The organism is Lentzea rhizosphaerae, assembly GCF_042649515.1.
GTDB lineage: Bacteria > Actinomycetota > Actinomycetes > Mycobacteriales > Pseudonocardiaceae > Lentzea > Lentzea aerocolonigenes.
Genome location: NZ_JBHRZI010000017.1, coordinates 357,967 through 383,179, shown reverse-complemented (window position 1 = coordinate 383,179; position 25,213 = coordinate 357,967). Strand labels below are relative to the sequence as shown.

Here is a 25,213-nt window from a genome sequence, read left to right as displayed (position 1 = left end):
ACGACCGGCGGGGGTGCCAGGCGACAGGGCACTTGTCGTCGCCTGGCAGCTCTTCCCGCGGGCGGATCAGCTGATCGTGATCGCGCTCGCCGGGCACAGACTCGCCGCTTCCTTCGCGGTGGCCTCGTGCGCGGCGTCCGGGTGCTCCTGCAGGAGCACGACCGTGCCGTCCTCTTCGCTCTGGTCGAAGAGGTCCGGGTCGGTCAGAACGCACATTCCCGAACCGCAGCACTTCGACTGGTCGACGGAAATCCTCATGCCGACCACGCTACTGGCAACGAGTGGACTCCGTAGATCCCCATGTCGGTGCGCAGCGGCACCTCCTCCGGCGCCACGTCGAGCCGGAGGTCGGGAAACTCCTGGAACAGCCTGGAGAACCCGATCCGCATCTCGATGCGGGCGAGCTGCTGGCCCAGGCACTGGTGGATGCCGTGCCCGAACGCGACGTGCCCCGACGCGGGCCGGCGCAGGTCGAGCTCCTCGGGGTTGCCGGGGAACTTGTCGGGGTCGCGGTTCGCCGCCGGCACGTGCATCAGCACGGTGTCGCCCGCCCTGATCAGGTGTCCGTCGATCTCCACGTCCTCGACCGCGGTGCGGACCGGTCCGAAGTGGATGATCGACAGGTACCGCATGAGCTCCTCGACGGCGTTGTCGATGACGTCCGGCTCGTCCTTGAGGATCTTCAGCTGATCAGGGTGCTGCAGGAGCGTGAACGTGCCGATGCCGAGCATGTTCGCCGTGGTCTCGTGACCGGCGAGCAGGAGCAGCATCGCCATGTTCGACGCTTCCTCGTCCGTCGGCTCGCCGGTGGCCAGCAGGTCGCTGATCATGTCGTCGCCACCGGGGTTGGCCTTCTTGCGGGCGATGAGCTCCCGCATGAACTCCTGGATGCGCGCCATGGCCTCCATGGACTCTTTGAAGGTCGAGTCCAGGCTCAACATCTTCGCGGTGTCCTCCTGGAACCTGTGCCGCTCGTCGTAGTCGACGCCGAGCAGCGCGCAGATCACCAGTGACGGCACCGGCAGCGCGAACTCCTTGACCAGGTCGGCCTTCCCGTTCAACGACCGCATGTGCTCGAGCTGGTCGTCGACGATCGTGCCGATCCACTCGGACAGCTGGTTCATCCGCCGGACCGTGAACTGACCCTGCAGCATCTTGCGCAGCCGGGTGTGGTCCGGTGGGTCCTGGCTGAGGAACATGCCGGGCTCGACCTTGCGGGCCTCTGCCTGCTCGGGCACGTCGCCCTGGAAGCGCGTGTCGAGCATGTGGTGCTTCTCGGGGTTGTTGCTGAACTTGGGGCTTCCCAGGATTTCCCGGACCTGGTGATGTCCCGTGACCAGCCAGCCGAGGTGACCGTCGGTGAACCTCAGCCTGCTGATGCGGGCCTTCTCACGGATCTCGGTCACCTCGGCGGGCGGGTCGAACGGGTTCTGGCGCGTTGTGGGCAGCTCGTCGGAGATCAGTTCGGTCATCTCGCACACCTCCCAGTGCTCGGCAGAAGACCTTCTTCCGAAGCTACAGAACTTTCATGACTCCGTGAAGGTGAATTGAGCGTTACGGTCCGCCACGAGGCGAAATCTGTCCGCATCTGACGGTCGTGGGTCGCGACGGCCACGGCCGCGCGGGTCTGGAGCAGTGCTTCCGTCAGCTCGTCGACCAGAGCGATCGACAGGTGGTTGGTCGGTTCGTCGAGCAGCAGGACGTGCGGGCCGCCGCTCAGCAGGATCGCCAGCTCGAGCCGCCTGCGCTGTCCAGTGGACAGCCTGCCGACCGGGCGCGCGAGGTCTTTCCCTCTGAGCAGGCCGAGTTCCTCCACGCGCGAACACAGCTGGGCCGCGGTGGCGTCCTCGTTCTCGAACGTGGACTCCTGGGCCAGCAGCGCGACGCGGCCGGCGTGGTGGACCGTGCCCGTCGCCGGTGTCAGGCGACCGGCCAGGACGTCCAGCAGCGTCGACTTGCCGGCCCCGTTCGGACCGGTGATGAGCAGCTTCTCGCCCGCGCTGAGCGAGATCGGTTCGGTGAGGTTCAGCCTTTCGGGTACTTCGAGCGGGGTGGCGTGCAGCAGGTCGCCGCTCGCCTCCAACTCCGGCGGGGTGAAGCGCAACGGTGGCGGGGGAGCGTCGACGCGCTGGTCGTCCAGCTCTTCCAGCCTCCGCGCGACGGTGCGCATCTTGTTCGCCGCGCGCGTGCTGCGCTTGTGCTTGAACGCGCCCTTCGGCGGGCGCCAGGCGTCCTTGAGGCGTGACTGGGCGCGTTCGACCTTCTCAGCCAGCTCGTCGTGCTCGGCCTCCTCCTGGGCGAACCGCTGCTCCCAGCGCAGGCGTTCGGCGCGCTTGGCCTCCTTGAACGCGCGGTAGCCGCCACCGTGCAGGTGCACCTCGCCGTCCGGGGACGGGTCGAGGTCGAGCAGCTGGGTGCACACGTCGTCCAGCAGCGTGCGGTCGTGGCTCACGAGCACCACGACACCGTGGTGCTGCTGGAGGCGTTCGGTCAGGAAGGTCAACGCGCTCGCGTCGAGGTGGTTGGTCGGTTCGTCGAGCAGCAGGACGTCCGCGCGTTCGGCGAGCAGGCACGCGAGCCGGACGCGATAGCGTTGTCCCACCGACAGAGTCGCCAGTGCGGCCGACCTGTCGTGGTCGGCGTCCAGTGCCTTCAACGCGATGCCGGCGCGGCGTTCGGCGTCCCACGCCTCGATGGCTTCGGCGTGGGCGAGGGCTTTCTCGTACCGCTGCTCGTCGAAGGGCTCCGCCGCACTGTCCAGTTCGGACAGCGCGGTGCGGCTTTCGCGCAGCGCTTCTGACAGCAGGTCCCCCACCGTTTCGCCGTCGTGGAACGGCATTTCCTGTCGCACCAGGCTCAACGAACCGTGGCGCGTGACAGTTCCCTGGTCTGGAGCCAGGTCCTCGGCGAGCAGGCGGAGCAACGTGGTCTTGCCGCGGCCGTTCTCGCCGATGATGCCGAGACGCTGGCCTGCCGAGACCTTCAGCGAGATGCCGTCGACGACGGGGACGGCCTCATAGCCCTTGGTGAGATCTTGGGTCGTCAAATGAACGTGCGAGCGCACGGGGATCCTCTTTTGGGTATGCGAAATCAGGACGTGTTGCGTGGTGGCACACGTCCGTGATCAGAGGTAGAAGACCCCGTACCCGAATCCCATGAGATCCACGGTACTTACGGTCGCAACGCCTTTTCGACCGCCCGCTTGAGGTCCCGCACGTTCTCCTCGGTGCCGGGCGTCGGTCCGGTCGTGCTGCCGCCGCCGACGAGCCGGTAGAAGAGCAGGCCCTCGATGAACGCGGTGATGTGCGCGCCGGAGCGTTCGGGATCTTCGTGGCCCAACGCCTGTGCGAGTGCGGTCGCCTGCTCGCGCGGGGAGTGGGTGAGGATCGTCTTGAGCTCCGGGTGGTGCGTGGCTTCGAGCATCGCCGCGTACCTGGCGAGCGTCCGGTTCCGCTCGACGAGCCAGCCGTCGATCGTCCGCGCGATACCGCCGGCGAGGTCGTCGGGGTCGAGCACGATCTCCTGCTGCTCCTGCACCGCGAGCCGTTCCACGAACCCTTCGATCAACGCCTTGCGGGTGCGGAAGTACGCGCTGGTGGAGCCCTCCGGCAGGCCGGCCTGGCGGTCGACCGCGCGGTGGGTGAGGCCGCGCATGCCCTGCTCCGCCACGAGCTGGATCGCGGCGTCCGTGATCAGGTCCTTGCGCATGTGTCGCTTGTCTCCCTCCACCGCCGCATTCTACAGGTGTAGATTTCTCTACACCTGTAGAGGAGGGTGCGATGAAGGCGATCGTGGTGGGCGGCGGCATCGGCGGACTGGCGGCGGCGGTGTCGTTGCGGCGTGTCGGCTGGGAGGTCGTCGTCCACGAACGTGCCGCGGCGTTCGGCGAGATCGGCGCCGGCGTGGGGGTGATGCCGAACGCGGTGCGTGCACTGGAGTGGATGGGCGTGGCGGACGAGGTCCGGCGACTGGGCACCCCGCGCGTGTCCGGCGGGGTGCGGGCGTCGGACGGGAGGTGGCTCACGCACCTGCCCGACGTCGGCCAGGAGAAGGTCATCGCGATGCACCGGGCCGATCTGCACGGCGTCCTGCTGCGCGCGTTGCCGTCGGAGATCCTTTTCAACAACGCCGAGGTGACCGGCGTTGAGGAGCTGGACGCAGACCTCGTGGTGGCGGCGGACGGCATCAACAGCCGCCTCCGCGCGGAGCTGCTGCCCGACGCGCCGGGACCGGTGTACGCGGGGGCCACGGCGTGGCGAGGGGTGGCGCCGGGTCCCTTCGACCTGCCGATCACGCAGACACTCGGTCCCGGCGGCGAGGCGGGGATCCTGCCGCTGGGGGACGGCAGGGTGTGCTGGTACGTCGCGACCGTCGCGCCCGCCGGGGCGGACCTGGATCCGGCCGAGGTGTTCGCGGACTGGCACGACCCGTTGCCGGAGCTGGTGAGATCGACGACCGACGTGCTGCGGCACGACATCTACGAGCTGCCGCTGCTGCCCACGTTCGTCTCGGGGCGGGTGGCGTTGCTCGGCGACGCGGCGCACGCGATGACGCCGTACCTCGGGCAGGGGGCGTGCATGGCGCTGGAGGACGCCGTGACGCTGGCCGCGGTCGACGGTGATCTCGCCAGGTACGACGCGGTGCGCCGGCCGCGCACGCAGGCGGTGTGGAAGGGTTCGCGGATGGCGGGGAAGTTCGGCATCGAAGTGCGCTCGCTGGTCGCGCTGGCGTTGCGCAACTTCGTGCTCCGGGCGTTGCCGGCATCGATGGCCGTGCGAGGCATGACTCGCTTCTCGTCGTGGCAGGTTCCCGCCATGCCACGGTGAAGTTCACTCGAACGGGTCGAATCCACCAGTGAACTAGATCACTGGTCAATGTTTGGTGTCGGCGAGATAACAGTCCAAAACCACCCTTTGTCGCGTCCTTTGTCACCCGGTTGCGGTATCAAGCACTCGCTGAACGTGTCGGACGCGGTCCAGTGATCCAGATGGCGTAGCGCTAGAGGCGGTTTCCCGTACACGAAAGCGCAACTACGGTGCCTCGCCATGACCCCCGTCCCGACTGATGTGATGCCCCGTTCCCTCACGGCGCTTCCCCCGGCGCAGGTCGAGAACACCCAGATCGACATCGCCGAGGCAGAGGACTTCGTCCGCCAGCACCACGCCGAGCACCCGGATCTCGGTCCGGTCGAGGCGCGACTGGCCGAGGTGCACGCGGAGATCGCCGCGACCGGCACCTACCGCCACACGACCGCCGAGCTGACCTTCGGCGCCCGTGTCGCCTGGCGCAACAGCTCCCGCTGCATCGGGCGCCTCTACTGGCGGAGCTTGAAAGTGCGCGACCAGCGCGAGGTGTCCGCTCCCGCCGACGTGGCGGCGGAGTGCGTCGAACACCTCCGCGTGGCGACCAACAAGGGCAAGATCCGCCCCGTCATCACGATCTTCGCCCCGGCCGAGCCCGGCATGCCCGCCCCGCAGATCCTCAACGAGCAGATCGTCCGCTACGCCGCCTACCGCGGCACGGACGGCGGTGTGCTCGGCGACGCGCGCAACCTCGCGCTGACCGAGCTCGCGTTGAAGCGGGGCTGGCAACCGCCCGCCACGCGCGGCCCGTTCGACGTGCTCCCGCTGATGGTGTCCTGCGAAGGGCACGAGCCCGCACTCGTCGACATCCCCGCCGACGCGGTGCTGGAAGTTCCCCTCTCCCACCCGGAACTGCCGTGGCTCGGCGCGCTCGGCGTGAAGTGGCACGCCGTCCCCGCGATCAGCAACATGCGCCTGCGCATCGGCGGCATCGACTACCCGTCGGCGCCGTTCAACGGCTGGTACATGGGCACCGAGATCGGCGCCCGCAACCTCGCCGACCACGACCGGTACGACCTGCTGCCGTACATCGCCAAACGAATGGGCCTGGACATGTCGTCGGAGGCGACGTTGTGGCGCGACAGGGCTTTGATCGAGCTCAATCGCGCCGTCCTGCACTCGTTCGGCGAGGCCGGGGTCACGATCACCGATCACCACACCGAGTCGCAGAGGTTCCTGACGCACCTGGAGAAGGAGGAGGCTGCTGGACGTTCGTGCCCCGCTGACTGGTCGTGGATCGTGCCACCCGTGTCGGGCGGGCTCACCCCGGTCTACCACCGGTACTACGACTCAGGTGAACTCCTGCCGAACTTCTTCCCTGCTGCCAAGACCGGTTGTCCGGTGGTGCACTGACCGGGGCAGACTGACCGGGTGCAACTGACCCGGAGCCTGTCCCTGACAGACGCCGTCTTCGTCGGGCTCGGCTCGATGATCGGCGCGGGTGTTTTCGCGGTGTTCGCCCCGGCCGCGGCGGCGGCCGGGTCCGCACTGCTCGTCAGCCTCGTCATCGCGGGCGTGATCGCCTGCTGCAACGCGTTGTCGAGCGCCTGGCTGGCCGCGAAGTACCCGCAGTCCGGCGGCACGTACGTCTACGGGCGCGAGCGTCTCGGCCGGATCTGGGGCGACCTGGCCGGCTGGGCCTTCGTCCTCGGCAAGACGGCGTCGTGCGCGGCCATGGCGCTGACGGTCGGCAACTACGTCGGTGCACCCAAACTCGTGGCGGTCGGCGCGGTGGTCGCGTTGACCGTGCTGAACCTGACAGGTGTCCAGAAGTCCGCGCTGGCCACCAGGATCATCGTGTTCGTCGTTCTGCTCGTGCTGGCCTTGACGACCGTGACAGCACGGGACGCGGCGGTGCCGGCTGACTTCCTCCCGTCCGGCATCCTCCCCGCCGCCGCGCTCCTGTTCTTCGCGTTCGCGGGCTACGCGCGCATCGCCACCCTCGGAGAGGAGGTGAAGGAACCCCAACGCACGATCCCGCGTGCCGTGGTCATCTCGCTGGTGATCACGCTGGCCGTCTACGCGATCGTGGCCGTGACCGCGCTGAACGCCCTGGGCGGCGACCTGGCGACGAAGACCCTCGCCGACGTGTCGCCGACCTGGGCCCCCGTCATCCGGGTCGGCGCCTGTCTCGCGGCGCTCGGCTCGCTGCTCTCCCTCCAGCTGGGGGTGAGCCGGACGGCGCTGGCCATGGCGCGCGACCGCCGGCTGCCGGGCTTCCTGGCGGACCTGCGGGCAGCCGAGATCGCGACCGGCTTGGCCGCGATCGCGCTGGTGCTCGCCGTGGACGTCACGCGCGCGATCGTGTTCAGCTCGTTCTGCGTGCTGCTCTACTACGCGATCGCCAACGCCAGCGCGTGGACGCTCGGTAAGCGCGTCGTGCCCGCGATTGGGCTGGTGGGGTGCCTGACGCTCGCCGGCGCGGTTCTCTGGCAACTTTGAATGCTCCCCGCCCTGCGCGGGCTGTGTGGGGACTTTCGACTCAGGCTGCCTGTTCGTCCGGCGGACGAGCAGGTCTTGTGCCGTCAGCGCCGACCGGGTTCAAACCTGCCCGGACCAGCATCACCGCCGCGGAGTTCTTGTCCCTGGGGGAGATGACCCCGCACGACGTGCAGGTGTAGGTGCGTTCGGACAGTGGCAGCGCGTGCTTGGTTCTCGCACCGCATGCCGCGCAGTCCATCGTGGTGTGTTTCGGGTCCACCAGCCGCAAGTCGCGGCCGTGTTTGCGGGCCATCGCGATCAGCTCACGCTTGGTGGCGCCGATCGCGGCGTCCGCGGCCTTGCGGGCCATCGTGGATTTCGGCAGGAACTTCGGCCGGCCGGGCGACTTTCTTCTGGATCTTCGCCGCTTGTCGCCTGGCGTGCCGGTGCCCCTTCGAACACCGGTTGGCCCTTGGCCGGGCGGCGACGGGCCATCATCCGCTGATACCGCGCCAGACCCTTCGCGGCAGTCTTGCCGTGCTCGGGGTGGGGCAAGTCGTGTGCGTCGCTGGTCGTGGTGGCGAGTTCCCTCACCCCCCAGTCGACACCGATCACCCGGCCAGTCAAAGGCAACGTCTGGACTTGCGTCTGGACAACGAAGGAGCAGTACCAATGGCCGAGACTGTCGCGGTACACACGTGCCGACGACGGCACGGCAGGCAACTCCCGCGACCACACCGGCCGCACCACGATCCCGCCCGCCAGGTGCAGCACCTTGTCACGCAACCGGAACCCGCGCCGGTGTAGTTGAGCGACGGCTCGGCCAGCGCCCGCTTCTTGAACCGCGGCATCCCGGCACGCCGCCACTGCGGCACCCGCTCCCGCACATCCTTGAGCGCCTTGGCACGCGACGCTCCGAAATCCCGGATTACTTGCTGCTGCGCCACCGACGACCCCGCGCGCAACCACGTACGCCCGGCCCGCCAGTCCGTCAGCAGTTTGTCCAACTGGGCCGGGCCACACGTCCGCGGGTCGCCGGGATTCTCCCGGTTGTGCCGATGAGTCTCACGCGACTGCGCAACGCACTGGTTCCACACCCACCGGCAACGGCCCCACTCCACCAGCAACGCACGACGGGCCGACGGCGACAAGCGCAGCCGGTAGGAGTACCGGGCCACACCCGCGTCGCCCGCCATGCAGACCACGTTACCGAACACATGTTCGACCCTGTTGAGTGGTCGCGCTTCTGGCAACTGTGATGTGGCCCAGGTCACCTTTGATCGCGTAACGTGCGTACGGTGAGAGTGGGAACACCCGCAGAGTCGCGGCCCGCCGAGCGTCGCGTCGCCTGCGTACCGGAAACGGTGTCGTCGTTGGTCGATGCCGGACTGACCGTGCACGTCCAGGAGGGCGCCGGCCGTCACGCGCACGCCCTCGACGCCGCCTACCGCGCGGCCGGGGCCACCGTGACGCCCGAGGACCCGACGGCGGGGTCCGACGTCGTGGTGTCCGTGCAGCCGTTGACCGTCGACCAGGCGTCACGGTTGAAGCCCGGCGCCGTCACCATCAGCTTCCTGCAGCCCGGTGGCGAGCGGGAGTTGCTGGAGGTCTACCGCGACCGCCGCGTCACGTCGTTCAGCTTCGACCTGCTGCCGCGGGTGACGCGCGCCCAGAGCGCCGACGCCCTGTCGTCGCAGGCGTTGGTGTCGGGTTACCGGGCGGTCCTCGTCGCCGCCGAACGACTACCGCGCTTCCTGCCGATGTTCACCACCGCCGCGGGCACCGTGCCGCCGGCCAAGGTGCTGGTCCTGGGCGCCGGTGTCGCGGGACTGCAGGCCATCGCGACCGCGCGCAGGCTCGGTGCTGTCGTCGAGGCCTACGACGTGCGCAAGGCCGCGGGCGAGGAGGTCCGCAGCCTCGGCGCCAAGTTCCTCGAACTGGACCTGGAGACGCAGTCCGGCGTCTACGCGTCCGTGCAGTCCGAGGAGTTCCTGGAACGCCAGCGGGACCTCATCGGTGAGCACGTCGCGGCGTCCGACGTCGTGATCACCACGGCCGCGATCCCCGGCCGCAAGGCCCCGGTGCTCGTGACGACCGACATGCTCAAGGCGATGGCGCCCGGCTCCGTGTTGGTCGACCTGGCCGCGGAGTCCGGTGGCAACTACGCCGGATCCGTTGCGGGCAAGGAGATCTGGGTCGGCGACGTGCTGGTGCACGGCGCGCTGAACCTGCCGTCGTCGATGCCGGTGCACGCGAGCCGCCTGTACTCGCGCAACGTCCTGAACCTGCTCAAGCTGATGATCGTGGACGGGGCCGTGCTGCCGAACCTCGACGACGAGGTGCTCGACGGCTGCTGCCTCACCCACGACGGTCAGATCCGCAAGGAGTTGCCGTGATCGACCTGCTGACGATCTTCGTGCTGGCCGTGTTCGTGGGCTTCGAGGTGGTCTCGAAGGTGTCCACGATCCTGCACACGCCGCTGATGTCCGGCGCGAACGCCATCCACGGCGTGATCCTGGTCGGCGCGATCCTGATCACCGGGTCCGCCGAGAGCACCCTGGAGCTGGTGCTCGGGCTGCTCGCGGTGTTCCTGGCCACGGTCAACGTGGTGGGCGGGTTCGTGGTGACGGACCGGATGCTGGAGATGTTCCGGAAATGATCGTCCAGCTGATGTACCTCGTCGCCGCGCTGTGCTTCATCCTGGCGCTGAAAGGCCTGAGCTCGCCCAAGTACGCGCGCTACGGCAACTTCATCGGCGCGTTCGGCATGCTGGTCGCCGTCGTCACCGCGTACGTCCACGGCGTCGTCCACAACGGACTGTGGATCCTGATCGCCGTCGCACTCGGTGTCGCCGTGGGCATTCCGGCGGCGCGGTCGGTGAAGATGACCGCGATCCCGCAGATGGTGGCGCTGTTCAACGGAGTCGGTGGCGCCGCGGCCGCCCTGGTCGCGCTCGCCGAGTTCTTCGCGGTGCCGGACAGCAGCGTGATGTTCCGGCTCGCGACCGTGCTGACGGTGCTGATCGGCTCGGTCAGCTTCTCCGGTTCGGTGGTCACGTTCCTGAAGCTGCAGGAACTGATGACGACCCGTCCGGTGCTGCTGCCGGCCGGGCAGCAGCTCGCGATCGCGGCCGGCGTCTCGTCGGTTGTCTTGTGCGCCTTGACGGTCGTGACGCCGACCGGGTTGCTGCTGTGGCTGCTGGCGGCGATCGGGCTCGCGCTCGGCGTGCTGTTCGTGCTGCCTGTCGGTGGCGCGGACGTGCCGATCGCGATCTCGTTGCTCAACGCGTTCACCGGCCTCGCGGTCGCCGCGTCCGGCTACGTGCTGGCGAACACGCTGCTGATCGTCGCGGGCACGCTCGTCGGCGCGTCCGGCACCATCCTGACCCGGCTGATGGCGCAGGCCATGGGACGGTCGCTCGCGAACATCCTGTTCGGCGCGTTCAAGGCTGCTCCCGTTGCAGCGCTTGGGGAAGAGCAGCGGACGGTCAAGTCCGGCACCGTCGAGGACGTCGCGATCCTGCTGGGCTACGCGAACAACGTGGTCGTGGTGCCCGGTTACGGGCTCGCCGTCGCGCAGGCGCAGCACGCCGTGCGGGAACTCGTGTCGCAGCTGGAGAAACGCGGGGTGTCGGTGTCGTACGGGATCCACCCCGTCGCGGGCCGCATGCCGGGGCACATGAACGTGTTGCTGGCCGAGGCGGATGTGCCGTACGAACAGCTCAAGGAGCTCGACGACGTCAACCCCGGGATCACCTCGGTCGACGTGGCCGTGGTGGTCGGCGCGAACGACGTGGTGAACCCCGGTGCGCGCGACGAGCCGTCCAGCCCGATCTACGGCATGCCGATCTTCGACGTGGACCGCGCGAAGTCCGTGGTGTTCATGAAACGGTCGATGCGGCCCGGTTTCGCGGGCGTCGACAACGAGCTGCTGTACAACCCGAAGACAACGCTGCTGTTCGGTGACGCGAAGGACTCGCTCACGAAGCTTCTGGCGGCGGTGAAGCAGTTGTAGCCAGCAAGTCCGTCACCTCGGCGGCGGTCAGTGCCGGCAGCAGCCCGATCACGGCGTCCGCGCCGATGGACCGCCAGTGCTCGGCGTCGGTGAGCGTGTGCACCTCGTCGACGCCGAACCGCACGCCGAAGCTGTGCACGGTCGTGATGAGGTCGCGCATCGCCTGGCGCAGCGGGGAATCCGGGTCGGGTGCGGGGGCGCGGGTGATCACGGCGCCCACCGGCACCTCGGTCAGCACGGCCAGTTCGTCGTGCCCGCCGTGGAAGCCGTCCAGCGCCGTGACGATGCCGCTGTCGTGCAGCACCGCCGCGTTGTCGTCGCCCGCGAGCACCGACGAGATGTCGAGCGCGACCCGCAGCCGTTCTGGCGGCAGGCCCGTTTCGTCGAGCGCTCGTTTGACGTCGGCGACCAGGTCCTCGTCGCGGGACTGCAAGGCGCCCAACGCGACGTGCAGCGTGGGCGCCCGGTCACCGAACTCCTCCACCCATCTCGCCGCCTGCGCGCACGCCTCGCGCAGCAGCCACCTGCCGATCGGCAGCGACAGACCCGTCGAGTCCGCGAGCGCCATCGTGTCGTTGTGGCTGAGGTCGTCCCAGTGCAGGCGGGCGACGGCGCCGAGCACCTCGCGGGACTCGAGGCCGTGCAGCGGTGCGTAGACGATCTCGATCTCGCCGTGTTCCCACGCACCCGGCATGGACGCGGCCAGCGCGTACTTGCCGCGGCGGCGGGCGTCGTCGTGCGGGTCGTGCAACGCCCACTGCCGCTTGCCGCGTGCTTTCGCCTGGCGCAGCGCGGCGTTCGCGCACCGCATCAGCTCGGCCGCGGTCGCGAACGCCGGTGGCCGGTCGACCACGCCGATGCTCGCGGACAGCGCGATGCCGTGATCGTCCACAAAGGTCGGTTCGGCGAGCGCGTCCTGGATCTCCTCGACGGTCGAGGTGACGTTGTCCGAGATCGTCATCATCGCGAACTCGTCGCCGCCGATCCTCGCCACCACGGCGTTCTTCTCGGCGGCGAGCCGGCCGAGGCGGTTCGCGACGATCTTGAGCAGCTTGTCGCCGGTCTCGTGGCCCAGGCCGTTGTTGACGACCGAGAACGCGTCCAGACCCAGGTGGTACAACGTGATCGCCTGGCTGTCGGGGCGCCGTTCGACCTGCGTGGCGAAGTGCTGGCGGTTCGACAGGCCGGTGAGCGAGTCGTGCAGCAGCTGGTGGTCCAGGTTGCGCTGCAACAGGTGCAGCTCGCTGATGTCCTCGACCATCGTGACGTGGTGCGTGGGCTCGCCGTCCGCGTCGCGCAGCAGCGAGGCCGCGAGGTGCACCCACACCGGCTCGTCGTCCTCGCGGATCAGTTTGCGCTGGTCGCGGAACCTGTCGACGTGCCCGGCGCGCACCTGCCGGTACGACGACGCCAGCGCGGCCTTGTCCTCCGGGTGGAAGAAGTCGATCAGGTGCCGCCCGGTGAGGTCGGCGCCCGACTCCAGTCCCACAATCTCGGCGAGCGTGTCGTTCGCCTCGACGCACCTGCCGTCGAAATCCGTGATCGCGATGCCCAGGGCGGAGGAGGCGAACACCTCCTGGAACCGCGCCTGGCTGACCTTCAGCGTGCGCTCGACCCGCTGTTTGGCCCGCACGATGGCGACCTTGATCTGTTCCTGCTGGTCGAACGCGTCCATCCGCATGGCCTGCGCGTACGCGGCGCTCAACCGGGCGAGCACAGGTAGTTCGAACGTGGGCGAAAGAAGCTCGATCGTGGCACTCAGGGAGTCAGGGCCGGTTGCGTGCAGTGACACCAATCGATTGGCTACCGATTCAGGTGACTCCGGCAGCTCCCGCAGCGACTCGAGCAGAGCCTGCTCGATTTCGGCGCGGGACAGCGGGATGTACGCAGTTGACGTCAGCGCGTGCATCCAGCGGGCGGCGAGCTCCGGAAGTTCCATTCTGTGCACAGAGCGTACGGATTCCCCGCCCCTTGGCCAACATCAACGAGGGTCAGATCTTGCGGCCCACAGCGGCACAAATGCCTGCCTTGTCCGGATCATCGGTGTTCGTGGCCTCCGGGCGCCACAACGGCAGCGGCACGATGCCGGGCTCGACGAGCTCGAACCCGCCGAAGAGCCCTTCGACCTCGCTCATCGTGCGGGGGAACATCGGGTTCTGGCTCTTCTTCATCACCTCGACGATCCCTGCCATCTCCTCGGGCTGGAGGTCCTGGGTGAACTGCGAGAACGCGAGGTAGCTGCCCTGCGGCACGGCATCTCGGTACGCCGCGACGATCGCGCTCGGGTCCGCTTCCGGTGGCACGAAGTGGAAGACGCCCACCGCCAGCACGCCGACGGGCTGCGTGAAGTCGATGAGACCGCTCTCCCGCGCCGCCTCGAGCACGGCGTCGGGCTTGGTCATGTCCTCCTGGACGATCTCCGCGCGCGGGTCGCCCTCGAGGATGAGCTGGCTGTGCGCGACCGCGACCTCCTCGAAGTCCACGTACACGACGTGGGCTTCGGGGTCGGCCTTCTGGGCGATCTCGTGCACGTTGCCGACGGTCGGTATGCCGGAGCCGAGGTCGAGGAACTGGCGGATGCCGTTGTCCATCATGAACAGCACGGCCCTGCGCAGGAACGCCCTGTTCAGCCGCGCGATCGTGCGCGCGTTCGGCTGGGCCTGCAGGAACTTCTCCCCGAGCATCCTGTCCGCCGCGAAGTTGTGCCCGCCTCCCAGCAGGTAGTCGTAGAGACGAGCAGCGCTCGGCTTCCCCGTGTCGAGGCCTTCCGGAACCCAGCTCACCTGTTCAGACATGGGCCCAGGCTACTGAAAAGCGTGAATCAGCGCCGTGGCCACGGCGACGCCCAGCGCGGTGCCGAGTCCTCGCGCGACGTTGACCAGCCCGCTCCCGACCCCCGCCGACGCCTCCGGCAGGGCACCCATGACGCGTTTCGTGCAGGCCGGCGCGATGATCCCGAGCCCGATGCCGGCCGTGACGAGCTGAAACACAAGCGGCACAGGCAGGACCACCGCGACCGCGGTGATCAGCGCGCCGACGGCGATGCCCGGTTTGTGCAGTGTGGTCGCCGCGATGGCGAACCCCAGCGGCAACGCGGCCGTCGTGAACCCTATGTGCGCCAACGGTTGGTTCAGGGTGAACGGCAGCAACGTCATCGGTGCGAACAACGCGGCGTAGGTGAGCAGCACCCCGGCCAGTCCCGGCAGGACCTTCCAGTTCGGCCTCGCGCGCTCGGCCCTGGTCTTCGTGCGGGGCAGCAGGTAGTGCCCCGCGACCACGGCGACGACCCCGATGGGCACGTTGATCGCGAACACGGCCTGCCACCCGTGGTGCTCGGTGAGGTACCCGCCGAGCAACGGCCCCGCCGCGAGCCCGGCCGCCTGCGCCGCGGCCTGAACGCCGAGCGCACGCCTGCGCTGCTCGGGCGCGACCGCGGTGGTGACCAGCGCGACGCTGTTGGCCTGCAACATCGCCGCACCCACCGCCTGCGCGATCCGGGCCGCGACGAGAGCGTCGAAACTCGGCGCGTACACACACGCGACGGACGCGCCAGTGAACAACGCGAAGCCGTAGATGTAGACGATCTTGCGCCCGACCCGGTCCGCGATCCTGCCCATTGGGACGAGCAGCGCCACGAGTGTGATCAGGTAGCTGAGCGAGATCCACTCGGGATCGCCGCCGAAGTGCGCGCTCATCGCCGGGAACGCCAGCGTGACGATCGAGGCGTCGAGCTGCCCCATGAACGCCCCGAAGCAGACGGTCGCGATGACGAGCCACGGCGCGTACGACCGGCGGGCGATCCACGCCGGTCTGGGGGACTCCGTGACGAACCAGTTCATCGTACCCAGATTATATCTGACCCAGAGCTATTGCTGAACGTTCAGTACTATTTCTGCATGTCAGACGAAGCCCGCACGCTCACCGACGTCGTCACTCGCCTGCGCCGGGCGCTGCGGACGAGCATCCGTGCGGACTGGCCGTGGGAATCCCTGCCGATGGCGCAGGTAGAGCTGCTGCAGACCCTCGCAGAACGCCCGCCGATGAAGGTCGGTGATCTGGCCGGCGCCCTCCGCCTGGCCCCGAACACGGTCTCCGGCCTGGTGTCCCAGCTGATCGACTCGGGCCTGGTGGTCCGCGGCGGAGACCCCAAGGACAGACGGGTAGCACGACTGTCCGTCTCACCACGTGGACACGAACAGCTCCTCGTCTGGCAGCGTGAACACGAGAAGCGAATCGGCTCCGCCCTGTCGAAGCTGGAACCTTCCGAACGCGAGGACGTCGTGCGCGCCCTGAAGGCCCTGGACCACCTGGTCGAGCACCTTGCCGAACCAACCTGATCCCGTGGACCCGGACGTCGACCTCCACGTCCCCGCCCAACGCACCGAGCTGCACCTGCCGTTCGTGGCACTGGTGTCGTTGGGCGGCGGGCTCGGCGGGGTGTCGCGCTACGGCCTGTCGCTGCTCGTGCCGGGCACGTTGGGACTGTTCGTCATCAACGTGCTGGGGTCGTTCCTGATCGGCGTGCTGATGGGGTTGGTGCCGCGGCCGTTGGTGCGTGCGTTCTTCGGCGTTGGGCTGCTGGGCGGGTTCACGACGTTCTCGTCGTTCGCGGTCGGCGGCACGGTGTTCCTGTGGCTGACGCCGGTTTTTGCTGTGCTGGCGGCGTTTCTTGGGTTGCGGGTGACGCGATGACCGTGCTGGCGGTGTTTTTCGGGGCTGCGCTCGGGGCACCGTGCCGGTATCTGCTGGATCGGTTCGTGCAGTCGCGGCACACGTCGGATTTCCCTTGGGGGACTTTGACGGTGAACGTCGTCGGGTGCTTCCTCATCGGGCTTCTCGTTGGGACGTCTTGGATGCCGCTGCTCGGGGTTGGGTTTTGCGGTGGGCTCACGACGTATTCGACGTTCAGCTATGAGACGGTGAAGTTGCTGGAGGCCGAGAAGTACCGGCTGGCGCTGCTGAACGTCGTGGTCAGCGTGGCGCTGGGGGTGGGGGCGGCTGCGCTGGGTCTGGCGCTAGCACGCTGATCTCGCCGCGCATCCAGCGCTCCAAAAAGCTGTGCACTTCAGGCCGCAGGTCGAGCTTCTTCAGCCGGTCGACGGCCGTGTCGAACTTGCCGGTTTCCTGGTTCAGCCGGGCGGAGATGAGCGCCTTGAACACACCGTCCAGGCCATCGCGGTCAGCAACGGCTCTTCCACGTCCTTCCAACGATGGCAGGGCGAGCATCAGCTTCAGACCGTCGACCTGGCTGCTGACGGGTATCGACACCATGTCGGTGACCTCGAACTCGGCGAAGCTCAGCCACGGAGTCGGTGCCTCGGCCAAGGTGACGCCGAGGGCCTCACCGGCTTTCTGAGGGATCAACGGACTGCACCGGGCTGCGCACCACCGGGCTGCGCTCATCCGCCCGAAGGTGTAGAAGGAGTACGCCTTGAAGAGGGATCGAATGCCGGATCGGCGAACTGTCCGGCACAGCGCGGCGGGTTCCGTTCGTGCGACGAGTGGGGCCAGCGGTGGGGTCTCGCGCATCTCGGTGAGGAGCGAGCCGTGCCTCGCCGCGATCTCGGCGTACAGCTCCTCCGGCACCACCAGTTCGTCCGCCAGGTGCTCGAGGGTGAACGCCGCACCGACTTCTCGCGCGCGGACGAGCGTGTCGAAGCGATCGACGAGGGCCTGGTGCACGGTGGGCAGATTGGCGTGCGACGAGCTGCTCAAGCAGTCCATCAAGGCGTGGTCGACGTCGACGCAGCCGATGTCGTGCCTGACGACACGGTGGTCGAGGGGGAGAAACACCGATCTGTCGACTGCTGCTTCGGTGATCGTCCGGACGACACGGGTGCTCGGACAGATGTGGTGCAACGACCGCACGGCGAAGTCCAGGCCGTCGCCGACCAGTGCCGCGGTCAACAGCTCGTCCGCCCCGTCCTCGACGTTGCGTTCGTAGAGTTGCAACGCGATCTGCGCGACGACCTCCCACTGGTTGATGGTCGGGCGCAACGCTTCCCACAGCGCGTCGGCGCTCCGGTGGGTGCGAACCAGGTGCTCTGCGGCGAAGTACTCCAGGAACGTCCGGTGCGTGAAGCCGAACTGCGGCTCGGTGCCAGTCGCGCCGACGTCGGTGAGCACCCATGCGCGTCCGGTGCAGAAGGCGAGGAACTGCTCAGCGGTCGCGACGGACTCGTCGTGGTCGTCGAGCTTGGGCTCCAGGTAGTCGGTGAGCGTCCTCACGATCCTGCTGCGGGGCTGCGGTTTGCCGGACTCCGGTGCGCTGAACATCCGCCACGCCAGGTGTTGCACCGCGCCGCGCAGCTTTCCTTGGAACTTGAACGGCAGTTGGATGTCGCGCTGGGAGTCCCACTGCTCGAACAGCAACAGCGTGCAGCGCTCGTAGACCTGGGCGAGGTTGCGCGGCAGGTAACGGTCGCTGGAGTACATGGCGCACAACAACGTCAGCAACAGCGGATTGCGACGCAGCTCCGGAATCTGCGCACTGTCCCGCATGAACGACCGCGCGAGCCGCTCCTGCTCGGCCGGGGAGGTGGCCTCGTCCAGCACGAACCAGTTGCGCACGTACGTCCCGACCTGCTCGTCGGTGAACTCGGGGATGCGTGCGGTCCTGAACAGGTTGGGAGTCAGAGGTGCCTCTTCGTACCCGATCCTGCGGGCGGTGACGACGATCGGCACCATCGGGTACAGGTGAGCGAACCCTTCCACGAGCGCGACGACCCTGCGCCGCAACTCCGTCTGCACGATCTCGTCGAGCCCGTCCAGGACCACCACGGCTCGCCCGTTGCGCAACAGGTACTCGACCGCGTTCTTCGGCGGTTTCACGTTGTACGGGGCGCGACTGCGCATCTCCAGGTAGTGCAGGAGGTCGTGACCACCGTCGTCGAAGGAGGTGGTGAACTCCCGAAGCACCAGGAGGAACGGCACTCTGCCGGATCCGTCGAGAGCCACGTCGTGCGCGAACTTGGCTGCCAGCGTCGACTTGCCGGCGCCGGGATCCCCGAGGATCACCGTCCGGTCTCCGGGGATGCCGAGGCGGGAGCCGCCGCGTGATTCGATGTCAGGTCGCACGTAGAGCTGGTCGTAGTGCACGGCCCGGCTGACCCCGAGATGCGGCAACCTGATGGTGCTGTGCAGCGCGACAACCTGCTTGAGCATGCGAGCGGCGAACGTGTGGAACGCGGTGAGCGAGGTCAGCTGAGACAACATCGCCGTGTTGCCGGTAGCCATGGCGCCCAGGTCCTGCTCGCGGACGTGGTGGCCGGAGCCGGCGAACAGCGGGCGGATGTTCTCACACGTGGTGGTCAGTGTGCCGGTGACGACGTCGGATGCCCTGGCCAGGAGCTCCGCCGGGACTCCAGCAAGCCGGAGTCCCTCGTGGATCTGGTCCTTCGCCTTGCCCGTCAGGGTCGAGTGGACGCGGACCTGCACCGCGATGGCGGCGAAGTCGGGGGAGCGCAGGTAGTCGAGGAGCAACTCGGCGTCGGAGCCGAGATCCACGAGGAGTCGCTCCGCGTGCGGTGTCCAGAGGGCGGCCGGAGGGGGTTCGGTGAAGCCTGCCAGTCGATCCGAGAGCTGGTCGCTCACCTCGACGACGGTCTTCGTGATGGCAGACCCGATGCTCCGCAAGTAAGGCCTCCTCCGCAACGAGGTTCCACGCTCATGCGGTTGTCGTCGCACGAGCGCGGATCGTTTCCTCGAGGAGGCCTCCGAGCGATCAGTCCTTCAGTCGGGCCAGCACATCGGGCAACGTGCCGGTGTGCACGACACCGAGCCGTTGCGTCGCACGCGTCAGAGCCACGTACAAATCCGAAGCCCCGCGCGGCGACTCCTCCAGAATCCCCACGGGGTCAACGACGACGACCGAGTCGAACTCCAGGCCCTTGGCGTCGGTCACCCCGAGCACCACGACCTGGGCCTCTTCCAGGTCGTTGCCCATCGACGATCCCGGCACCGCTGCGACCACGGCGGAACCGACGGACTGCAGCAGCGCGTCCGGCACGATCACCGCGATCTTGCCGTTGCCGACGGCCGACACCTCGTCCGCGATCAGCGCGGGAACGCCTGCCTCGAACGACGGCACGCGCGAAACCCACGGCGGCACACCGGTTTCGCGCACCGACGTCGGTGGCACCAGGGACGAGTCGACCGACGCGAGCACGTCTGCGGCGACCTCCATGATCTCGGCCGGCGTGCGGTAGTTGACGGTCAGTTCGGTCAGCCGCCAGCGGTTCTGCACGTACGGGGACAGGACGGAGCCCCACGAGGTGGCGCCGCCGATGTCGCCGGTCTGCGCGATGTCACCTACCACCGTCATGGACTTCGACGGGCAGCGCCGCATCAGGGTTCGCCACGCCATCGCCGAGAGTTCCTGGGCCTCGTCCACGATGATGTGGCCGAACGTCCAGGTGCGGTCGGCGGCGGCGCGTTCCGCTGCCGTTTCGTAGCGGTCCACGCCGTGGCGTTCGGCCAGGCGGTAGGCGTCCATCAGGTCCGTGGCCATCAGGATTTCGGGGTCCGCGTCGTCTTCCAGATCGAGGATGTCGAGGACGCCCTGCGCGTACTCGATGGCCTGGCGGCGCTGGCGTTCGGCGCGGGCCTTGGCCTCGGTGTCGTCCTCGCCCAGCAGTTCGGCGGCCTCGTCCAGCAACGGCACGTCCGCCGGGGTCCAGTCGTCGCCGACGCGCTGCAGCAGATCGCGTTCCTCGCGGGTGAACTTCGACATCGCGCGGTTGCGGCGCTTCGGGTTCGCGTAGAGCTCGGAGAGCAGTGAGAACGGCGTCAGCACCGGCCACAGCGACGAGATCGCGGCCTGCACCTCCTCCGACTCGCGCAGCTCCCGGCGGATGTCGTCGACGTCCGCCTTGTCCAGCAGGTGCCCGCCGAGTCGTGAGGTGACCATCGAGGCGAGGGTCGAGATGATCTCGCGGGCGAACGTGCGGCGGGCCTCGTTGTGCGGGCGGCGGGTTCGGCGCGCCCTGCCGCGCGCGTCCGAGATCGCGCGCCGGTCGAGGCGCAGCACGTCGTTGTCGAAGCGGATCTCGACGAACGACGGCGCCTCCTGGCGGTCGCGCACGGCCGCCGCGATCACGTCCGCCATCTCCAGGCGGCCCTTGATCGCCGCCACCGCGGCGGACTCGCGGCCCGTCGCCGTCAGGTTCGGGTACAGCTCGCCGACCGTCGACAGCAGAACGCCCGTCTCACCCAGCGACGGCAGGACCTGGCTGATGTAGCGCAGGAACGTCGTGTTCGGGCCGACCACGAGCACGCCGCGCTTCGCCAGTTGCCGGCGGTGCGTGTACAGCAGGTACGCGGCGCGGTGCAGGGCCACGGCGGTCTTGCCGGTGCCCGGTCCGCCCTGCACGACGACGACGCCGTTGAGCTCGGAACGGATGATGATGTCCTGCTCGGCCTGGATCGTCGCGACGATGTCGCTCATCTGGCCGGTGCGCGACTCGTTCAGCGCGGCGAGCAGCGTCGCCTCGCCCGTCAGCCCCTCGTTGCGCGACGGCTCGACCGAGTTGATGTCGAGCACCTCGTCGTCGAGGCCGATGACCTTGCGCGAGCGCGTCCGCAGGTGCCTGCGCCGCCGCACGCCGTCGGGCGAGGCGGCGGTGGCGAGGTAGAACGGCCTGGCGGCGGGCGCTCGCCAGTCCATCAGCAGCGGCTCGTATTCCTTGTCCTCGTCGAAGAGACCGATTCGTCCGATGTAGAAGCGGTCACCGTTGTGGAAATCGAGCCGGCCGAACGCGAGCCCGTTCTCCACCGCGCTGTACTGAGCCAATTGATCTGTGTACATCGCGACGGAGGTGTCGCGCTCGGACCGCATCTGGTGCGTGCCGCCAGTTTGTCGCAACGATTGTGCGAGTCGTTTCGACGTCTGTTCGCGGAGGTCGTCGAGCCGGCCGTACAACATGGCCACGTATTCCTGCTCCGGCTCCATTTCGGCGAGCCGGAGGTCATCGGAGGGGCTTGACAACTTGCCTCTTTTCTCGTTACGATGCAACATCGGGTTTTATCCTGAGTTGCGCTGTAGTTCATAAAGCACAGTCTGCCCGCACCCCAGTCGTGCGAGCGCAGACTGTCTAATCTACACGCATATCCGCGTGATGCAGGTACGCCTTCCGCAGCAGTGTGGTGAGTTCGACGCGTTCCTGTGACGTCAACGGCGCCAGCAGCTCGTCTTCGTGCGCCCTGGCCGTCTCCAGCCGCTCCCGCAGGGCCCCTCTGCCCTCGTCGGTGATCGACACGGTGAACCGCCGCCGGTCCCTCTCGTCCCTCCTGCGCTGGGCGAACCCGCGCTGCTCGAGATCGTCGAGCACCGACACGAGGTCGCTGGGATCCATCTGCACCCGGTCGCTGATCCGCTTCTGCGCCACCGCCTCCTGCTCGGACAGGAACGCGAGGACCGTCACGTGCGGCCCGCGGAGCTCGTGGCGGGCCAGCCGGCGCACCTCCCTGACCAGCCCGAGCATCAGGTAGCTGGGCAGATGCAGAAGCTGATCAATGCTCATGTACTCAGCATAGAAAAGATCTGTCCCCCGATCGTGGATAGCGCTGCGTGATGAACACGCCTGGAAGTGCGCTGTGCGGGTGAGCGATGGGGTGACGTTTCTCCGCAAACCACCCGCAGGCGGCAAGGTGGGGGTATGACGCGTGCGGAGATCGTCCGGCTCGCCCGCTGCGTGGTGCGCCGGCCCAGGTGGCAGCTCGTCGTCGCGGTGCTGGTGTCCGCGTGGACGCTCGCCTGGGTGCTCGGCCAGCTGGCCGCCGACCCGCCGAGCCCGCTCGGCGTGCTCGGCTGGACCGGCATTCCCCTCGACGCGGCGTCGCGGTGGGCGCAGGAACGCAGGGACGGTCTCGTCTGGCTCGCCACGCTCGGCGGCCTGAGCTGGGCCGCGACCACCGAACAGGGTCAGCTGCCCGCGCTCGCCGGGTGGTTCGCGGTGCTGGTCGCGGGAGAGGCCGCCGGGTACGAGCACGCGGTCCAGCGGGCGATGCTCAGCATGGTGGTGTTCCTGGTCGTCCTCGCGGTCGTGTCGCTGACCGGACGGCGAGCGTTCGTCGTCGACCGCGTCGCCGTCATGCCGAAGGACGTGGTGCGAGCGGGCATCACGGCCGCCGTGCTCACCGCCGTCGTCCCGCTCATCGCCCCCGGTCTGGCGCTCACGCGGCTCGTCCGGCCCTACGTGACGAAACCTCCCCGGCCGCTGCGCCGGGTTGAGACGCCGCTGCTGCGGGAAACCGGGTGACGTGAGCGACTACCTGCCACCCCCGGCGCCGCCGCGCAGTGCGTTGACGCTGCGGTTGTGGCTCGCCGGATTCGGCCTGGTCTTCAACTCGGTGGCCGGGTGGCTGGCACTGCGAGCTGACCTCTTGTGGCTCGGGATACTGCTTTTGCTACTCGCCGTTGTCTGCCTTGTCGACTTCGGTTGGGTAGTTCATCGCAAACGGCGCGGAGATCCCGGCTGAAACCTGTCAGGAACCTGTGCTTGGGCTGACGCACTCTTGTGGATAAAGATGTCCGAGTGCATGAAGACCCGGCCAAAGGCAGGTTAGCCAGGGTGATGCGTCGCCAGCCGGTGCAACAGCGTGGCGCGGCAACGGTTACCGCGATCCTGGACGCTTGTGCGAGCCTGCTGAACGAATACGACTACGACGACATCACGACCGCGCGCATCGTCGATGTGGCCGGAGTGCCCATTGGTTCCTTCTATCAGTACTTTCCCGACAAACGGTCCGTTGTGCACGCTCTGGCACTTCGCGGGATGGAGACCTATCTCCGCGAGGTCGAGGAGCTCTTCGCCACCGATCTGATCGCGGACACGTGGCGCGAGGCCATGGCCCAGGTCGTCGCCGTGTACACGCGCATGGTGGGCGAGGTGCCCGGCTTCGGACGGGTGCGGTTCAGCGACATGCTGGACAGCCACCGGCTCGACGCCAGCGTCGACCAGTACGAGCTGATGGCGGAACGGCTCGCCGAGATGTTCGTCAACCGGTTCGGCGCGCCCGGCGACGCCCCGGTGGTGCTGACGTTCCGGATCGCCGTGCAGACCGCGGACGCGCTGTTCAAGCTGGCCGAACGGGTCGGCCCCGAGGACAGCGCGTACGTGGTCGGCACGGCGAACGAGCTGCTTGCCAGGGTGTTGCGACCCCTGCTGGACGAGCCCCAGGATCGGACTCAGAGGCCGTAGGCCTCGAGCATCCGCAGCCAGACCTCGCTGATCGTCGGGTACGAGGGCACCGCGTGCCACAACCGGTCCACGGTGACCTCACCGACGATCGCGACCGTCGCCGAGTGCAGCAGCTCGGCCACGTCCTGACCGACGAACGTGACGCCGACCAGCGTCCGCGTCCGCTCGTCCACGACCATGCGCGTCTTCCCGCGGTACCCGTCCGCGTGCAGCGACGAACCGGCGACCGCGATGTCGAGGTCGACCACCTTCACGTCCCGGCCGGCCTTGCGCGCCTCCTCGGCGGTGTGCCCGACGAACGCCACCTCGGGGTCGGTGAACACCACCTGCGGCACCGCGACGTGATCCGCCCACGCCTGGCCCGCCGACCACTGCTTGGGCTCGAACCCGCGTGAGCGCTCCAGGATCGCCGTGCCGACCGCCCGCGCCTGGTACTTGCCCTGGTGCGTCAGCAGCGCGCGCCCGGTGACGTCACCCGCCGCGTACAGCCACCGTCCGTCCACACCGGACACCAGGCCGGAGTCGTCGATGGTCAGCGGCTTGCCGTCCTTGGTCGCCGGCACGCGTCCGGTCGCGACGAGGATCTCCGACCCCTTCACGACCCTGCCGTCCTGCAACGTCAGCGCGCCCGGCGCGATCGCCGACGCACGGGCGCCCAGCAGCACCTCGACGCCGTCCTCCTGGAGACCCTCGACGACCAGCGGCCCGACGAACTCCTCCATCCGCGGCAACGGCCGGTCGCCGGACACCACGAGCGTCACCTTCGACCCGAGCCGCGCCCAGGCCTGCGCCATCTCGACACCGACGACGCCACCACCCAGCACCACCAGCGAGTCCGGCACCTCGCGCGCCGACGTGGCATCGCGGGACGTCCACACGGGAGTGTCGGCGATGCCTTCCAGCGGCGGCATCTTCGGCACGCTGCCGGTGCACACCACCACGGCCTGACGTGCGCGGTGGACCTCGTTCCCGACGGTGACCTCGCGTTCGCCGGTGACCTCACCGTCGCCGCGGATGACCGTGATGTTCTCCGACTCGGCCCACTCGACCTGGCCGCTGTCGTCCCAGTTCGAGGTGAAGCCGGTGCGCCGCTCCAGCACCGCGGCGGGATCGAGCGATCCCGCGTTCACGCCCTGCACGCGCCGGGCGGCCGCGAGTGCGTGACCGGGCCGCAGCAGTGCCTTCGACGGCATGCACGCCCAGTACGAACACTCGCCGCCGACCAGCTCCTTCTCGATCATGGCGGTGGACAGGCCACCGGCGGCCGTCCGCCACGCCACGTTCTCACCTACGGGGCCACCACCGATGACGATGACGTCGAAGTCCATGCGGCCCACAGTAGGCGTGTTCTAAGGCAGCCACACGAGGCAGAACGGATGCCCGACGGGGTCCGCGTAAACCCGGAACGTGTCGTCGTTGTCCTTCTTCACCAGCCGCGCGCCGAGCTCCAGCACCTTCGGTTCCGCCTCTTCGACGTCCTCGACCAGCACGTCGAGGTGGAACTGCTGCGAGCCGTGCGGATCCGGGAACGCAGGCGGCTGGTAGTCGCCGGAACGCTGGAACGCCAGCCGCGTGCCGTTCGCGACGATCACCACCCAGGTCTCGTCACCGCCCGCCTGGCGTTCGGCGCCGAGCAGCTTCTCGTAGAACGACGCCAGCTCGGAGGGATCAGGACAGTCGAGCACCACAGAGCGAAGTTGTCCGATCATGCCTCCA

26 protein-coding genes are annotated in these 25,213 nt (G+C 68.4%); 12 read left to right on the top strand and 14 right to left on the bottom strand.

The genetic code is table 11. The features are described 5' to 3' along the window. Positions 1–66: 66 nt before the first annotated feature. From ACFOWZ_RS23415 to ACFOWZ_RS23400, 4 genes are all read right to left on the bottom strand, one after another. Positions 67–258, bottom strand: coding sequence for a ferredoxin (locus tag ACFOWZ_RS23415; RefSeq protein ID WP_059362331.1), 192 nt, complete (start codon positions 256–258; stop codon positions 67–69). After that, on the bottom strand, positions 255–1,472 hold the full coding sequence (locus ACFOWZ_RS23410) for a cytochrome P450 (RefSeq protein ID WP_382375809.1): 1,218 nt from the start codon (positions 1,470–1,472) through the stop codon (positions 255–257). The genes ACFOWZ_RS23415 and ACFOWZ_RS23410 overlap by 4 nt, the downstream gene beginning before the upstream one ends. Then, positions 1,469–3,064 carry an ABC-F family ATP-binding cassette domain-containing protein gene (locus tag ACFOWZ_RS23405; protein WP_382375807.1) on the bottom strand — a complete coding sequence of 532 codons (1,596 nt, stop codon included), beginning with the start codon at positions 3,062–3,064 and terminating at the stop codon, positions 1,469–1,471. The genes ACFOWZ_RS23410 and ACFOWZ_RS23405 overlap by 4 nt, the downstream gene beginning before the upstream one ends. A gap of 107 nt (positions 3,065–3,171) precedes the next feature. Further along, positions 3,172–3,708 carry a TetR/AcrR family transcriptional regulator gene (locus ACFOWZ_RS23400; protein ID WP_382375805.1) on the bottom strand — a complete coding sequence of 179 codons (537 nt, stop codon included), beginning with the start codon at positions 3,706–3,708 and terminating at the stop codon, positions 3,172–3,174. A gap of 71 nt (positions 3,709–3,779) precedes the next feature. Between ACFOWZ_RS23400 and ACFOWZ_RS23395 the strand changes: the two genes are divergently transcribed. The 3 genes from ACFOWZ_RS23395 to ACFOWZ_RS23385 all read left to right on the top strand — a co-directional run bounded on the left by ACFOWZ_RS23395 (position 3,780) and on the right by ACFOWZ_RS23385 (position 7,304). Continuing rightward, complete coding sequence (locus tag ACFOWZ_RS23395) at positions 3,780–4,826, top strand: FAD-dependent monooxygenase (protein WP_382375803.1); 1,047 nt, start codon at positions 3,780–3,782, stop codon at positions 4,824–4,826. Between the two features lie 219 nt (positions 4,827–5,045). Next, on the top strand, positions 5,046–6,215 hold the full coding sequence (locus tag ACFOWZ_RS23390; protein ID WP_382375801.1) for a nitric oxide synthase oxygenase: 1,170 nt from the start codon (positions 5,046–5,048) through the stop codon (positions 6,213–6,215). A gap of 24 nt (positions 6,216–6,239) precedes the next feature. Further along, a complete protein-coding gene (locus ACFOWZ_RS23385; protein WP_382375854.1) occupies positions 6,240–7,304 on the top strand; it encodes an APC family permease in 1,065 nt (354 codons plus the stop codon). Between the two features lie 40 nt (positions 7,305–7,344). On the opposite strand, the gene ACFOWZ_RS23380 is transcribed toward ACFOWZ_RS23385, so the two are convergent. Continuing rightward, positions 7,345–7,653: a zinc ribbon domain-containing protein gene (locus ACFOWZ_RS23380; RefSeq protein ID WP_382375799.1), complete on the bottom strand. Its 309-nt coding sequence runs from the start codon at positions 7,651–7,653 to the stop codon at positions 7,345–7,347. A 253-nt stretch (positions 7,654–7,906) separates the two neighbouring features. Further along, positions 7,907–8,479: a helix-turn-helix domain-containing protein gene (locus ACFOWZ_RS23375; RefSeq protein WP_382375797.1), complete on the bottom strand. Its 573-nt coding sequence runs from the start codon at positions 8,477–8,479 to the stop codon at positions 7,907–7,909. Positions 8,480–8,581: 102 nt separating this feature from the next. Here ACFOWZ_RS23375 and ACFOWZ_RS23370 point away from each other — a divergent pair, with 102 nt between their 5' ends. The 3 genes from ACFOWZ_RS23370 to ACFOWZ_RS23360 are packed head-to-tail and all read left to right on the top strand — an operon-like array spanning position 8,582 to position 11,297. After that, positions 8,582–9,679, top strand: coding sequence for an NAD(P) transhydrogenase subunit alpha (locus tag ACFOWZ_RS23370; protein ID WP_382375795.1), 1,098 nt, complete (start codon positions 8,582–8,584; stop codon positions 9,677–9,679). Continuing rightward, complete coding sequence (locus ACFOWZ_RS23365) at positions 9,676–9,942, top strand: NAD(P) transhydrogenase subunit alpha (RefSeq protein ID WP_045309221.1); 267 nt, start codon at positions 9,676–9,678, stop codon at positions 9,940–9,942. The genes ACFOWZ_RS23370 and ACFOWZ_RS23365 overlap by 4 nt, the downstream gene beginning before the upstream one ends. After that, on the top strand, positions 9,939–11,297 hold the full coding sequence (locus ACFOWZ_RS23360) for an NAD(P)(+) transhydrogenase (Re/Si-specific) subunit beta (RefSeq protein WP_382375793.1): 1,359 nt from the start codon (positions 9,939–9,941) through the stop codon (positions 11,295–11,297). The genes ACFOWZ_RS23365 and ACFOWZ_RS23360 overlap by 4 nt, the downstream gene beginning before the upstream one ends. Here ACFOWZ_RS23360 and ACFOWZ_RS23355 read toward each other — a convergent pair. Genes ACFOWZ_RS23355 through ACFOWZ_RS23345 form a run of 3 tightly spaced genes read right to left on the bottom strand, consistent with a single transcriptional unit; the run spans position 11,263 to position 15,136 of the window. Then, on the bottom strand, positions 11,263–13,236 hold the full coding sequence (locus tag ACFOWZ_RS23355) for a diguanylate cyclase domain-containing protein (RefSeq protein ID WP_382375791.1): 1,974 nt from the start codon (positions 13,234–13,236) through the stop codon (positions 11,263–11,265). The genes ACFOWZ_RS23360 and ACFOWZ_RS23355 overlap by 35 nt on opposite strands. A 52-nt stretch (positions 13,237–13,288) precedes the next feature. Further along, a complete protein-coding gene (locus ACFOWZ_RS23350) occupies positions 13,289–14,092 on the bottom strand; it encodes an SAM-dependent methyltransferase (protein WP_382375789.1) in 804 nt (267 codons plus the stop codon). Positions 14,093–14,101: 9 nt separating this feature from the next. Further along, the gene (locus ACFOWZ_RS23345; RefSeq protein ID WP_382375787.1) at positions 14,102–15,136 is read right to left on the bottom strand and encodes an MFS transporter; all 1,035 of its coding nucleotides are present in this window, start codon (positions 15,134–15,136) and stop codon (positions 14,102–14,104) included. 57 nt (positions 15,137–15,193) lie between these two features. On the opposite strand from ACFOWZ_RS23345, the gene ACFOWZ_RS23340 reads away from it, so the two are divergent. From ACFOWZ_RS23340 to crcB, 3 genes are read left to right on the top strand one after another with little or no spacing between them, the layout of a single operon-like run. Beyond that, positions 15,194–15,634, top strand: a complete 441-nt coding sequence (locus ACFOWZ_RS23340) for a MarR family winged helix-turn-helix transcriptional regulator (RefSeq protein WP_382375785.1) — start codon at positions 15,194–15,196, stop codon at positions 15,632–15,634. A 4-nt stretch (positions 15,635–15,638) separates the two neighbouring features. Next, on the top strand, positions 15,639–15,989 hold the full coding sequence (locus tag ACFOWZ_RS23335; RefSeq protein WP_382375783.1) for a fluoride efflux transporter FluC: 351 nt from the start codon (positions 15,639–15,641) through the stop codon (positions 15,987–15,989). Then, a complete protein-coding gene (gene crcB, locus ACFOWZ_RS23330) occupies positions 15,986–16,324 on the top strand; it encodes a fluoride efflux transporter CrcB (protein WP_382375781.1) in 339 nt (112 codons plus the stop codon). Before ACFOWZ_RS23335 ends, crcB begins: the two co-directional genes overlap by 4 nt. Here crcB and ACFOWZ_RS23325 read toward each other — a convergent pair. The 3 genes from ACFOWZ_RS23325 to ACFOWZ_RS23315 all read right to left on the bottom strand — a co-directional run bounded on the left by ACFOWZ_RS23325 (position 16,269) and on the right by ACFOWZ_RS23315 (position 21,817). After that, a complete protein-coding gene (locus ACFOWZ_RS23325) occupies positions 16,269–18,932 on the bottom strand; it encodes an NACHT domain-containing protein (RefSeq protein WP_382375779.1) in 2,664 nt (887 codons plus the stop codon). The genes crcB and ACFOWZ_RS23325 overlap by 56 nt on opposite strands. Before the next feature lie 88 nt (positions 18,933–19,020). Next, positions 19,021–21,282, bottom strand: coding sequence for a HelD family protein (locus ACFOWZ_RS23320; protein WP_382375777.1), 2,262 nt, complete (start codon positions 21,280–21,282; stop codon positions 19,021–19,023). 106 nt (positions 21,283–21,388) lie between these two features. After that, positions 21,389–21,817, bottom strand: a complete 429-nt coding sequence (locus tag ACFOWZ_RS23315; protein WP_382375775.1) for a MarR family winged helix-turn-helix transcriptional regulator — start codon at positions 21,815–21,817, stop codon at positions 21,389–21,391. 135 nt (positions 21,818–21,952) lie between these two features. Between ACFOWZ_RS23315 and ACFOWZ_RS23310 the strand changes: the two genes are divergently transcribed. The 3 genes from ACFOWZ_RS23310 to ACFOWZ_RS23300 are packed head-to-tail and all read left to right on the top strand — an operon-like array spanning position 21,953 to position 23,497. Next, the gene (locus ACFOWZ_RS23310; protein WP_382375773.1) at positions 21,953–22,555 is read left to right on the top strand and encodes a hypothetical protein; all 603 of its coding nucleotides are present in this window, start codon (positions 21,953–21,955) and stop codon (positions 22,553–22,555) included. Between the two features lies 1 nt (position 22,556). Further along, positions 22,557–22,775, top strand: a complete 219-nt coding sequence (locus ACFOWZ_RS23305; RefSeq protein WP_236703275.1) for a DUF6343 family protein — start codon at positions 22,557–22,559, stop codon at positions 22,773–22,775. A gap of 56 nt (positions 22,776–22,831) precedes the next feature. Beyond that, a complete protein-coding gene (locus ACFOWZ_RS23300; RefSeq protein WP_382375771.1) occupies positions 22,832–23,497 on the top strand; it encodes a TetR/AcrR family transcriptional regulator in 666 nt (221 codons plus the stop codon). Here the strand turns inward: ACFOWZ_RS23300 and ACFOWZ_RS23295 are convergent. Continuing rightward, positions 23,485–24,825, bottom strand: a complete 1,341-nt coding sequence (locus ACFOWZ_RS23295; RefSeq protein ID WP_382375769.1) for a dihydrolipoyl dehydrogenase family protein — start codon at positions 24,823–24,825, stop codon at positions 23,485–23,487. The genes ACFOWZ_RS23300 and ACFOWZ_RS23295 overlap by 13 nt on opposite strands. Before the next feature lie 21 nt (positions 24,826–24,846). Next, the gene (locus ACFOWZ_RS23290) at positions 24,847–25,206 is read right to left on the bottom strand and encodes a VOC family protein (protein WP_382375767.1); all 360 of its coding nucleotides are present in this window, start codon (positions 25,204–25,206) and stop codon (positions 24,847–24,849) included. Positions 25,207–25,213 lie beyond the last annotated feature (7 nt).

Coding starts and splice junctions, on each gene's coding strand:
- ACFOWZ_RS23415 (WP_059362331.1), bottom strand. CDS start 258: ATGAGGATTTCCGTCGACCAGTCGAAGTGCTGCGGTTCGGGAATGTGC.
- ACFOWZ_RS23410 (WP_382375809.1), bottom strand. CDS start 1,472: ATGACCGAACTGATCTCCGACGAGCTGCCCACAACGCGCCAGAACCCG.
- ACFOWZ_RS23400 (WP_382375805.1), bottom strand. CDS start 3,708: ATGCGCAAGGACCTGATCACGGACGCCGCGATCCAGCTCGTGGCGGAG.
- ACFOWZ_RS23395 (WP_382375803.1), top strand. CDS start 3,780: ATGAAGGCGATCGTGGTGGGCGGCGGCATCGGCGGACTGGCGGCGGCG.
- ACFOWZ_RS23390 (WP_382375801.1), top strand. CDS start 5,046: ATGACCCCCGTCCCGACTGATGTGATGCCCCGTTCCCTCACGGCGCTT.
- ACFOWZ_RS23380 (WP_382375799.1), bottom strand. CDS start 7,653: ATGGCCCGCAAGGCCGCGGACGCCGCGATCGGCGCCACCAAGCGTGAG.
- ACFOWZ_RS23375 (WP_382375797.1), bottom strand. CDS start 8,479: ATGGCGGGCGACGCGGGTGTGGCCCGGTACTCCTACCGGCTGCGCTTG.
- ACFOWZ_RS23360 (WP_382375793.1), top strand. CDS start 9,939: ATGATCGTCCAGCTGATGTACCTCGTCGCCGCGCTGTGCTTCATCCTG.
- ACFOWZ_RS23355 (WP_382375791.1), bottom strand. CDS start 13,236: ATGGAACTTCCGGAGCTCGCCGCCCGCTGGATGCACGCGCTGACGTCA.
- ACFOWZ_RS23350 (WP_382375789.1), bottom strand. CDS start 14,092: ATGTCTGAACAGGTGAGCTGGGTTCCGGAAGGCCTCGACACGGGGAAG.
- ACFOWZ_RS23345 (WP_382375787.1), bottom strand. CDS start 15,136: ATGAACTGGTTCGTCACGGAGTCCCCCAGACCGGCGTGGATCGCCCGC.
- ACFOWZ_RS23340 (WP_382375785.1), top strand. CDS start 15,194: ATGTCAGACGAAGCCCGCACGCTCACCGACGTCGTCACTCGCCTGCGC.
- crcB (WP_382375781.1), top strand. CDS start 15,986: ATGACCGTGCTGGCGGTGTTTTTCGGGGCTGCGCTCGGGGCACCGTGC.
- ACFOWZ_RS23315 (WP_382375775.1), bottom strand. CDS start 21,817: ATGAGCATTGATCAGCTTCTGCATCTGCCCAGCTACCTGATGCTCGGG.
- ACFOWZ_RS23310 (WP_382375773.1), top strand. CDS start 21,953: ATGACGCGTGCGGAGATCGTCCGGCTCGCCCGCTGCGTGGTGCGCCGG.
- ACFOWZ_RS23295 (WP_382375769.1), bottom strand. CDS start 24,825: ATGGACTTCGACGTCATCGTCATCGGTGGTGGCCCCGTAGGTGAGAAC.
- ACFOWZ_RS23290 (WP_382375767.1), bottom strand. CDS start 25,206: ATGATCGGACAACTTCGCTCTGTGGTGCTCGACTGTCCTGATCCCTCC.